A 9836-nucleotide genomic window follows, 5' to 3' on the forward strand; every position below is an offset into this window, starting at 1 on the left:
ACGGATGCCCGCAGCGTGCGCATTACCCTGCGGGCATGACCACGCTTTCGCCGTACGACAACATGTCCCCGGTCACCCAGGCCGCCTACCGGGCCCGCTCCGCCGCCGCCGACATCGCGCCACTTCCGCGCGCGGCGAAGGACGACGCGCTGCTGGCGATCGCGGACGCCCTCGAAGTGCGGACCAGCGACATCCTCGCGGCCAACGCCGAGGACGTGGCGCGCGCCCGCGAGGCCGGGACCAGCGAGTCCGTCGTCGACCGGCTCACACTCACCCCTGAGCGCATCCGCGCCATCGCGGCCGACGTGCGGGACGTGGCCGCGCTGCCCGACCCGGTCGGTGAGGTGGTGCGCGGCTCGACGCTGCCCAACGGCATCGATCTGCGTCAGGTCCGGGTGCCCCTCGGCGTGGTCGGGATCATCTACGAGGCACGCCCCAATGTGACGGTGGACGCCGCGGCCCTCTGCCTGAAGTCGGGCAACGCCGTGCTGCTGCGCGGTTCGTCATCCGCCTACGCCTCCAACCGTGCACTCGTCCGGGTGCTGCGCGACGCGGTCGGCGGCTCCGGCCTGCCGGCCGACGCGGTGCAGCTGGTACCGGGCGAGAACCGTGACTCCGTACGCGAGCTCATGCGGGCGCGCGGCCTGGTCGACGTGCTCATCCCGCGCGGCGGGGCCTCACTGATCCGCACCGTCGTCGAGGAGTCGACCGTCCCGGTGATCGAGACCGGTACCGGCAACTGCCATGTGTACGTGGACGCGCAGACCGACCTCGACATGGCCGTCGCGATCCTGATCAACTCCAAGGCGCAGCGCCCGAGCGTCTGCAACTCCGCGGAGACGCTCCTGGTCCACAAGGACGTGGCCGAGGCCTTCCTGCCGCGCGCCCTGGACGCCCTGGCCGAGGCCGGTGTGACGGTGCACGGTGACGAACGGGTCCTGGAGTACGCCGAGGGGGCCAAGGCCACCGTGGTGGCGGCCACGCCGGAGGACTGGGAGACCGAATACCTCTCGTACGACATCGCGGCGGCCGTCGTGGACTCGCTGGACGCGGCCGTGGCACACATCCGGCTCTGGTCGTCGGGGCACACCGAGGCGATCGTGACGACCTCACAGGCCGCGGCACGCCGTTTCACCCAGTTGGTGGATTCGACCACGGTGGCTGTGAACGCCTCGACCCGCTTCACGGACGGCGGACAGTTCGGCTTCGGTGCGGAGATCGGAATCTCCACCCAGAAGCTGCACGCCAGGGGGCCGATGGGGCTGCCGGAGCTGACGTCCACGAAGTACATCGTGACCGGCGACGGCCACGTGCGGTGACCGGGCGGTTCGGAGAATGTCCTGTCTCCCTGCCCAAAACCACCCAGCGGGTCTAGGCTGAAGCTGTGCCGGACGACGTGGGGGGCAGGCCGTTCCCGAACGGCTGGGAGCCCGACGACGACCGCGGGGGCGCGGACGAGGACTTCGCCTCCGTGGTGTTCGACGAGGATTTCGTACAGGCAGCCGAGTTCCACGAACCCACCGCAGTCGAGCGGCTGTTGGCCGCCGCCGAGGCGCGCGCCGAGACCGATGCCTTCCGGGCCCGGGCCGGCGGTGGCCCGCTGGACGATGACCTCCATGACGACGGCTACGGCCGCGGGAGCGGCTACGACGGGCCATGGGACGCGGACGACGACTACGGCGTCGGCGGCCCCTACGGGCGTCACGGCGGCGCTCTGCGGCCTTACCGCGGAGCCGCCCGCTGGCACCGGCCGGTGGCCTGGCTGCTCGCCCTGCTGATGGGGATCGGCATGGTGGCCCTGGCCTTCAGCGCCGTCTTCCGCAACACCTCGGGCGATCGTCAGGACCAGGTCCCGCCCCCGGCCACGAGCGGCGTGGACAGCGCGCCGGGGCCCACCGCCGCTCCGTCCGCCGCGGATGGCTACTCCCGCCCGATGGTCTCCGCCGTCCCCCACACCCCCTGACCCCACCGAGGCGCCCCGGGCCCCGGGCCGTTGATGGGTCCTGTGCCGTTGACGGCCCCCGGACCGCTGACCGGTCCCGGGCCGTTGATGGCCGCTGGACGGCTGACCGGTCCTGCGCCGCTGATGCCTCCGGACCGCTGGCCGGTCCCGGGCCGCTGCCGACCGGGTGCACCGACGCCCGACGCCCACCGCCCTCCGCCGGCCCTTGCCGTGCCCGCTCCGGACGCTGAGCTTTCCCCGGCCCGGATCCACCCGACCGGGGGAATCCCGCGGCAGTTCCCGCCCGTCGCCGCGTTTACCTCCGTCGTAATCGACCTACTCTGAAGATATGACCCCTCACCCGTTCGAAGAGGGGGCTTCTCACTTGTCCGTGCATGCCCACGCATGACGGGCAGACCCTGTCCGGCGCCCTTCGGCCGGAAGGGGCGCACCGTTTCGGCCCCGGTCGGTGGCGTGGAGTCGGGAGAAGTCATGGCAGACCGCGGAGATCCACCCGAAGGCCCGTCGGAGAACGGTGCGAGCGGCAGCGAGGACGAGTACCGCTCTCTCGTCTTCGACGAGTCCTTCGTCCGGGCTGCCCGGCTGCAGGAGTTCTCCGCCCAGGAGCGCATGGGGGAGCATGCCCGTGCCGTCCGCAGCCTGCCGGGCCGGGCCGTCCGCAACGGCTCCCGGGCCGCCCTGGCCCTGGTCGTCCTGATCGCTCTGGCCTTCGGCACCGCCGTCTTCCTGGGCTTCCGCCACCCCTACCAGAACCCCGTCGCCCGGCGGGCCGAGCCGCTGCGGATGACCGTCGTCCCGCTGGCGCCGCGTGGAGCCGTGCCCGGCGGCACCCCGGCAGGCCTCTTCGCGGGCAGCCCCGCCGCCTCGTTCCCCAAGGGAGCCGCAGGCATCAGCCTTCCGGTCGCCCGGCGGACGGAGAGCTTCTCCGACAACCAGGTGTACACCGCCCTGGCCACCGCCAAGGACTATCTGGTGGCCTCCTCGCTCGACCTCGACGTCCTCGGCGGGAACGCGGTACGCCCGGTGGAGTCCCTGCTGGACCCGGACCAGATGGAACAGTTCGAACGGAGCATGAACACCCCGCACGACGACGGGCAGCACGCGGCGACCGGCTGGCTGGTGCGCTTCGACCCGGCCGAGGCCACCCCCGATCCGGAGATCCGGGTCAGGGGCACCCTGCGGTATGCCGAGGTGGGGGCCGACGCCCTGGAGGTGGTGTCGGACCACACCTTCGCCTATGTGCTCCGCCCGGCCGTCTCCGGCCCTCAACAGGCGGGCGGGGCCTCATTGTTCACCGTACGACGGGAAATGCGCTTCCGGTTCGACCGGGACGATCTGCGGCTGCACCGGCTGGAGGTGCAGACCAGCTACGTCCAGGCCGGCCCGCAGTCCTGCCCGGACGACACCACCGGTGCCCTGCGGCCGCTGCTGGCGGGCAAGCGGGCGGTGGCCCGCGGCCCGGCGGGCACCGACCCGTACGCGACGGGCCGGCCCACCGGGGCGCTGTGCGGCACGCTGGAGGTCAGCTCCCCGTCGTCCCGGGAGCAGGCGGCCCCTCAGGGTCCTCCGGGCTCCGGGGCTCCTGCGAGCCGTCCGTAGTGTCGCCACCGGCCGCCCCGGCGCCCTTGGCGCCTCCGCCACCCGCGCCGGTGAACTTGTCCCGGAGCTTGCCGCCGAGGTCACCGGCGCCGCCCGCTATGTCGCCGACCAGCTTCATCAGCGGGTCCTTGCTGCTGCGCACCGAATCGGCGTAGTGCGATGCGGACTCCTTGAAGGCGTCCGTCACCGAGGTGTCCTTGTCCTCGTCGCGCCGCGGGTAGTGGCCGTCCATGATCCGCTGGAAGTCGCGGGTCTCGGACCACTTCTTCAGCTCGGCCGCGCGCACTGTGGTGAACGGGTGCGAACGGGGGAGCACGTTCAGGATCTTGAGGACGGAGTCGCGCAGGTCGCCCGCCTTCTCGTACTCGTCGGCCTGGGCGAGGAACGCGTCCACGTTCATCTCGTGGAGGTGGTTGCCGCCGGCGATCTTCATCAGCCCGCGCATCGAGGCCCGCAGATCCTGGCCGACCAGGAGCCCGGCCCGGTCGGCGGACAGCTCGGACTTGCGGAACCACTCGCGCAGCGCAGTGACGATCGCCATGATCGCGACGTTGCCGAGGGGGATCCAGGCCACCTTGAGGGCCAGGTTGGTCAGGAAGAGCAGGATCGTGCGGTACACCGCGTGACCGGAGAGCGCGTGCCCCACCTCGTGCCCGACGACCGCTCGCATCTCCTCCTCGTCGAGCAGTTCCACCAGGCCCGTCGTCACCACGATGATCGGCTCGTCCAGACCGATGCACATGGCGTTGGGCTGCGGGTTCTGGCTGACGTACATCGGAGGGACCTTCTCCAGGTCCAGGATGTAACAGGCGTCCCGCAGCATGTCGTTGAGATGGGTGAACTGCGCGTCGCTCACCCGGACGGAGTCCGACAGGAAGAGCAGTCGCAGACTGCGCTCCGGCAGCAGTCCGCTCAGTGCCTTGAAGACGGTGTCGAAACCGCTCAGCTTGCGCAGTGCCACCAGGGCCGAGCGGTCCGCCGGATGCTCGTACGCCCGGGAGGAGATCCCGGGGAAACGCCTGCGCTGCCTGCTCGGCACCTGGCCGTGGCTCTCGTGGCTGCCGTCGGTCATGAATGGGCCCCCTGTTCGTACGAGACGTCGCTCGCCCCCCTGACAAATCCCAGCGTAGGTGCTGGGGCTACGGTGTGCGGGGGGCTGTGGATAACTGAGGAGACGCCCGACATGCCGCACACCGTTGCTCTGCTCGCTGCCGCATCCGAGGACCAGGGGCCGGGCAACACGGTCCGCATCGTGCTGATCGCCTCACTCGTCGGAGCGGCCCTGCTCGCCTGGTTCCTGCTGCGCGGATACCGCAACGACGACAACAACGACTGAGTCGGCGTGAGCGTGCGCGGGGCCCCCGCATACGATGTCCGCGACGTCTTCCCTCCGACTCCCGATCGATAGGTCCTGCCGAAGATGAGCCTCACGAGCACCGCACACCAGCTGGTCACCGTCGCCGCCGAGGGCGAGCACGGTGGAAACCACGAAAGTCTCAGCCCGCTCCTCACCGGTGGCGGTGCGTTTGTCGCGCTTCTCCTCCTTCTGTGGATCACCACGCGCTTCAACCGCGACCGCTGAGGCCGAGGCGTACAGCTGTGCCAGTAGGCTCTGCACGCATGGGAGAGCAGGAAGTGCCTACCGGCCGCGGAAAGCGCCGACTCGGCGTGATGGGCGGGACGTTTGACCCGATCCATCATGGACACCTGGTGGCGGCCAGTGAAGTGGCCGCCCAGTTCCACCTCGACGAGGTGATCTTCGTTCCGACCGGGCAGCCGTGGCAGAAGAGTCACAAGGAGGTCTCCCCGGCCGAGGACCGCTATCTGATGACCGTCATCGCTACGGCGTCCAACCCGCAGTTCTCGGTCAGCCGGAGCGACATCGACCGCCAGGGCCCGACGTACACGATCGACACCCTGCGGGACCTGCGCACGCTCCACGGCGACGCGGACCTCTTCTTCATCACGGGCGCCGACGCGCTCTCCCAGATCCTCACCTGGCGGGATGCCGAAGAGCTCTTCTCACTGTCCCACTTCATCGGTGTGACACGGCCGGGGCACGTGCTCACGGACGACGGGCTGCCGGAGGGGGGAGTCTCCCTCGTGGAGGTCCCCGCACTGGCGATCTCCTCCACGGACTGCCGTGGGAGGGTCGCCCAGGGAGACCCGGTCTGGTACCTCGTGCCGGACGGTGTGGTCCGCTACATCGACAAGCGCCAGCTGTACCGCGGCGAATGAGCCACGGAGAGGGGCACCGGTGAACGACCGACAGAATCCGTACGACCCGTACTACCAGCAGCCGCAGATCATCGGCTACGACGAGTACGGGCAGCCGGTGTACCAGCAGCCAGGGCAGCAGGAGCCAGGACAGCAGCAGTACGACCCGTACGCACAGCAGCAGCAACAGCCTCAGCCGCCGCAGGCCGGTCAGGGGTACGGCTACGACCCGTACACACAGCAGCAACAGCAGCAGCCCGCCGCGCCCCCGCAGCAGTACGACCCGTACGCCACCCAGCAGCACCAGCAGCACCAGCAGACTCAGCAGCAGGGCTACGGCTACGACGGCGGCTACGACACGGGCCAGCAGCCCGCCGCGGTCGACACCACCCACCAGTGGAGCATTCCGCAGCAGGCCCCGGCGCCCGAAGCGGCGGCCGCACCGCCTCAGCGGGCCCCGGAACCCCAGCCGGCCGCGGAGCCCGAGGCGGGCGTCCCGGAGCCGCGCCGGGGAGACCGCGACTACCGCACGGAGCAGTTCTCCTTCATCGAGGAGCCCGACGAGGACTCCGAAGACGTCATCGACTGGCTCAAGTTCACCGAAAGCCGCAGCGAACGCCGTGAGGAGGCGCGCCGCCGCGGTCACAACCGGATGGTCGCGCTGATCGTCGTCGCGGCCCTCGTCGTGGTCGGCGGCGTCGGCTATCTGTGGTCCGCGGACAAGCTTCCCGGCTTCTCCGCGTCGGAGAAGGAGAACACCGCGGCGACCGGCCCGCAGCGGCGGGACGTCATCGTGGTGCACCTCCACAACACCAAGGGCGGTGGCACGTCCACGGCCCTGCTCGTCGACAACATCACCACCAAGCAGGGCACCACCGTCCTGCTGCCCAACTCGCTGGCCGTCTCCGACGAGGACGGCGTCACCACCACGCTCGGCAAATCGGTCGACGACGACGGGACCTCAGGGACCCGTGAGTCCATCGACTCCCTGCTCGGTACCGAGATCAGCGGCACGTGGCGGCTCGACACCCCGTATCTGGAGAACCTCGTCGACCTGGTCGGCAACATCGAGGTCGACACGGACACCGCGGTTCCCGACGCCAAGAAGGATGCCGCGCCGCTGGTGAAGAAGGGCCGGGCGCAGACGCTCAGCGGCCCGATGGCCGTCGCCTACGCCACGTACCGCGGTCCCGACGAGGCCGAGGCCAAGCAGCTGATGCGGTTCGGGCAGGTCATGCGTGGCGTGCTGCGGAAGATCTCCGACGATCCGAAGGCCGCCACCGTCACCGTCCAGACGCTGGCCCAGATCCTCGACCCGTCCCTGCCCGAGCAGGATCTGGGCGCCTCCCTGGCCAAGCTCGCCGAGCACGCCAAGATCGGCGATTACAAGACCGCGCTGATGCCGGTCCAGGACGACGGCACCCTCACCGAAGCGGCGACGGAAAGCGTCGTCAAGGACATCCTGGGCGGCACGTTCAAGGCCCCGGCCGCGGACGCGGCGGTGCGGGTGGGCGTCAAGAACGCCACGGGCAGTGACCGCGGCACGGAGTCCGCCCGGATCGAACTGGTCAACGGCGGCTACACCTTCGTCAACGGCGGGAAGGCCGACGCCGCCGACTCCTCCGAGGTCGTCTACAAGGACGCGGCGGACAAGAAGAAGGCGACCGAGGTCGCAGCGACCCTCGGGCTGCCGGCGAGCACGGCGAAGCAGGGCAAGCCGGCCGGCAACGCGGACGTGTCCGTTGTCATCGGCAAGGACTACAAGATCAAGTAGGCGAACGGTCCGGCCCGGTCCGTGGGCGGCCCCGGAGCGTTCCGGGGCCGCCCCGCCGCGTTCCAGAAACCGGCCCCGGGGTCATCTGCGGGCGGATACGGGCTGCTCCGGGGCGTTTCCGGGGTGCGCCGGACCACTCCGGAACGGTCTTCGGACGATGACTGCGTGGGCTGTCGGCGGTCCGTGAGACCCTAGAGGTTGATCTGACCGCCGACGAAAGCCTGCATGTGACCGCCACGGACCGCTCCATCGAGCTCATCAACGCCGCCGCTCAGGCGGCCGCCGACCGGCTCGCGCACGACATCATTGCGTACGACGTCAGCGACGTGCTGTCGATCACGGACGCCTTCCTGCTGGCTTCGGCCCCCAACGACCGCCAGGTCAAGTCGATCGTCGACGAGATCGAGGAGCAGCTTCAGAAGAAGCTCGGCGCCAAGCCGGTCCGCCGTGAGGGCGACCGCGACGCCCGCTGGATCCTCCTCGACTACGTCGACATCGTCATCCACGTCCAGCACAGCGAGGAGCGCGTCTTCTACGCGCTGGAGCGTCTGTGGAAGGACTGCCCCGAGATCGCCCTTCCCGAGGACGCCGTGAAGACCCGCGGCAAGGCCGATGAGCACGCGCAGCTCACCGGCGGCACGGAAGGTGAGCAGAGCTGAACGGCAGCGGAAGCGGCAGGGGCCGCAGGATCGTCCTCTGGCGACACGGCCAGACGGCGTGGAACCTGGAGCGCCGTTTCCAGGGCTCCACGGACATCGACCTCACCGAGGAAGGCGTCGGGCAGGCCCGCCGGGCCGCCCGGCTGCTCGCCTCGCTGAAGCCGGACGCGATCGTCGCATCCGACCTGCGGCGGGCCGCGGCGACGGCCGCCGAGCTCGCCGCGATCACCGGGCACGCCGTCGCGCACGTTCCGGGACTGCGCGAGACGTACGCGGGTGCCTGGCAGGGCCTCACCCACGAGGAGATCGTGGGGCTGTACGGCGAGCAGTACGCGGCCTGGAAGCGCGGCGAGCCCGTGCGGCGCGGCGGCGGTGAGCTGGAGACCGAGGTCGCCGACAGGGCTGCCCCCGTCGTGCTCGCGCACGCCGACAAGCTGCCCGACGACGGCACGCTCGTCGTCGTCAGTCACGGTGGCACCATCCGGACGACCATCGGCCGGCTGCTGGGCCTGGAAGCGCACCACTGGGAAGGGCTCGGTGGACTCTCCAACTGCTGCTGGTCCGTACTGGGCGAGGGCGCCCGCGGCTGGCGTCTGCTGGAACACAACGCCGGCACGCTGCCCGAACCGGTGCTCGGCGACGACGCCTGACCGGGTGTCCGGGCGGCGCCCGCCGGGCGTCTCCGGGCAGCTTCGGCCGGATTTCACTTTCTGGCTGGTCACAGGCTAAAGTTCTTCTTGTTCGCAGCGCGGAAACGCAGGGAAACACAGCGAACAGCGGGGCTATAGCTCAGTTGGTAGAGCGCCTGCATGGCATGCAGGAGGTCAGGAGTTCAATTCTCCTTAGCTCCACAATCAGGATCCCGTCCCCGTAAGGGGGCGGGATCCTTGCTTGTTCCCCGGCCCGGTCTCCGAAGGATCTCCGGCGGGCTGACCCCCTTGCGGGCTCATGGCAGAATCGGACCGCCGGAGGGGGAGACGGACCGAACGGGGAGGAGTGCGCGATGCCTACGAGCCGCCACGACGTCCCGGACCTGCCCCCAGGATCTGTCCCGATTCGCTGCGCGACGGCCCGAACGCCCGGTGGCTGTACCGGGATCCTCCCCATGTGCACGGCCCGCGGCCGCACCCGGAGCTGATCCATGGGTGCACACAGGCGGAAATGCGACTGGTGCGGCAGCGGTACGCCCATCGTCAGGGACATGGACCCGGTCAACGTGGACTACCAGTACTGGTGCGAGGAATGCGCACGGGCGCTGGTCATAAAGGGCGACCCCATCGAGACCTACCGGGAGCTGGAGGGGGAGCCGATCTACGGACGGCTGCTGGAGGAGCACTGCACGCTGAAGCGCTTCTACTCCTTCGCCACCGCCTGACCGCCCCGGCGACATGCCGGAGAGGGGCGGGGGAGGGGCCGACCGGAATCGATTTGGTGGACGGCCGGGGGGACCGGTAATGTTCTCGATGTCGCCACGGGAGACCGGGCAGCACAGCACGGGGCTATAGCTCAGTTGGTAGAGCGCCTGCATGGCATGCAGGAGGTCAGGAGTTCAATTCTCCTTAGCTCCACAGTGAAGATCGACTGGCGGGCCCGCGCAAAAGGGAGGGCACCCCCGAGGGTGATG

Annotated in this window: 11 protein-coding genes and 2 tRNA genes; 12 read left to right on the forward strand and 1 reads right to left on the reverse strand. The window is 70.0% G+C overall.

What is annotated here, in order from left to right:
• Positions 1-35 precede the first annotated feature (35 nt).
• From ABZ434_RS28855 to ABZ434_RS28865, 3 genes are all read left to right on the forward strand, one after another.
• Entirely contained in the window at positions 36-1319 is a 1284-nt protein-coding gene (locus ABZ434_RS28855) for a glutamate-5-semialdehyde dehydrogenase (RefSeq protein ID WP_359142698.1), read from the forward strand.
• A gap of 65 nt (positions 1320-1384) precedes the next feature.
• Positions 1385-1963 carry a hypothetical protein gene (locus ABZ434_RS28860; RefSeq protein WP_359142700.1) on the forward strand — a complete coding sequence of 193 codons (579 nt, stop codon included), beginning with the start codon at positions 1385-1387 and terminating at the stop codon, positions 1961-1963.
• Between the two features lie 471 nt (positions 1964-2434).
• Positions 2435-3562 (forward strand): hypothetical protein, encoded by a 1128-nt coding sequence (locus ABZ434_RS28865; protein WP_359142702.1) that lies wholly within the window; start codon positions 2435-2437, stop codon positions 3560-3562.
• On the opposite strand, the gene ABZ434_RS28870 is transcribed toward ABZ434_RS28865, so the two are convergent.
• The gene (locus ABZ434_RS28870) at positions 3486-4634 is read right to left on the reverse strand and encodes a M48 family metallopeptidase (RefSeq protein WP_359142704.1); all 1149 of its coding nucleotides are present in this window, start codon (positions 4632-4634) and stop codon (positions 3486-3488) included. The two genes, ABZ434_RS28865 and ABZ434_RS28870, sit on opposite strands and share 77 nt — an antisense overlap.
• 111 nt (positions 4635-4745) lie before the next feature.
• On the opposite strand from ABZ434_RS28870, the gene ABZ434_RS28875 reads away from it, so the two are divergent.
• From ABZ434_RS28875 to ABZ434_RS28915, 9 genes are all read left to right on the forward strand, one after another.
• Positions 4746-4898, forward strand: coding sequence for a hypothetical protein (locus ABZ434_RS28875; protein ID WP_359142706.1), 153 nt, complete (start codon positions 4746-4748; stop codon positions 4896-4898).
• Positions 4899-4982: 84 nt separating this feature from the next.
• Positions 4983-5144: a hypothetical protein gene (locus ABZ434_RS28880; RefSeq protein WP_187285139.1), complete on the forward strand. Its 162-nt coding sequence runs from the start codon at positions 4983-4985 to the stop codon at positions 5142-5144.
• A 38-nt stretch (positions 5145-5182) separates the two neighbouring features.
• Positions 5183-5800 carry a nicotinate-nucleotide adenylyltransferase gene (gene nadD / locus ABZ434_RS28885; RefSeq protein ID WP_359142708.1) on the forward strand — a complete coding sequence of 206 codons (618 nt, stop codon included), beginning with the start codon at positions 5183-5185 and terminating at the stop codon, positions 5798-5800.
• Positions 5801-5819: 19 nt separating this feature from the next.
• Entirely contained in the window at positions 5820-7553 is a 1734-nt protein-coding gene (locus ABZ434_RS28890) for an LCP family protein (protein ID WP_359142710.1), read from the forward strand.
• Between the two features lie 227 nt (positions 7554-7780).
• Positions 7781-8212 carry a ribosome silencing factor gene (rsfS, locus tag ABZ434_RS28895; RefSeq protein ID WP_359142712.1) on the forward strand — a complete coding sequence of 144 codons (432 nt, stop codon included), beginning with the start codon at positions 7781-7783 and terminating at the stop codon, positions 8210-8212.
• On the forward strand, positions 8209-8862 hold the full coding sequence (locus ABZ434_RS28900) for a histidine phosphatase family protein (protein ID WP_359142717.1): 654 nt from the start codon (positions 8209-8211) through the stop codon (positions 8860-8862). The genes rsfS and ABZ434_RS28900 overlap by 4 nt, the downstream gene beginning before the upstream one ends.
• 128 nt (positions 8863-8990) lie before the next feature.
• Positions 8991-9063, forward strand: a tRNA-Ala gene (locus ABZ434_RS28905).
• Positions 9064-9353: 290 nt separating this feature from the next.
• Positions 9354-9587 carry a hypothetical protein gene (locus tag ABZ434_RS28910; protein WP_148018647.1) on the forward strand — a complete coding sequence of 78 codons (234 nt, stop codon included), beginning with the start codon at positions 9354-9356 and terminating at the stop codon, positions 9585-9587.
• 120 nt (positions 9588-9707) lie between these two features.
• A tRNA-Ala gene (locus ABZ434_RS28915) sits at positions 9708-9780 on the forward strand.
• Positions 9781-9836 lie beyond the last annotated feature (56 nt).

The organism is Streptomyces sp. NPDC005761, from assembly GCF_040630635.1.
Taxonomy (GTDB): Bacteria; Actinomycetota; Actinomycetes; order Streptomycetales; family Streptomycetaceae; genus Streptomyces.

What these genes read in the sequence shown, in the direction of transcription:
- ABZ434_RS28870 (WP_359142704.1), bottom strand. Translation starts at nt 4,634, where the DNA reads ATGACCGACGGCAGCCACGAGAGCCACGGCCAGGTGCCGAGCAGGCAG.
- ABZ434_RS28875 (WP_359142706.1), top strand. Translation starts at nt 4,746, where the DNA reads ATGCCGCACACCGTTGCTCTGCTCGCTGCCGCATCCGAGGACCAGGGG.
- ABZ434_RS28865 (WP_359142702.1), top strand. Translation starts at nt 2,435, where the DNA reads ATGGCAGACCGCGGAGATCCACCCGAAGGCCCGTCGGAGAACGGTGCG.
- ABZ434_RS28855 (WP_359142698.1), top strand. Translation starts at nt 36, where the DNA reads ATGACCACGCTTTCGCCGTACGACAACATGTCCCCGGTCACCCAGGCC.
- ABZ434_RS28910 (WP_148018647.1), top strand. Translation starts at nt 9,354, where the DNA reads ATGGGTGCACACAGGCGGAAATGCGACTGGTGCGGCAGCGGTACGCCC.
- ABZ434_RS28880 (WP_187285139.1), top strand. Translation starts at nt 4,983, where the DNA reads ATGAGCCTCACGAGCACCGCACACCAGCTGGTCACCGTCGCCGCCGAG.
- nadD (WP_359142708.1), top strand. Translation starts at nt 5,183, where the DNA reads ATGGGAGAGCAGGAAGTGCCTACCGGCCGCGGAAAGCGCCGACTCGGC.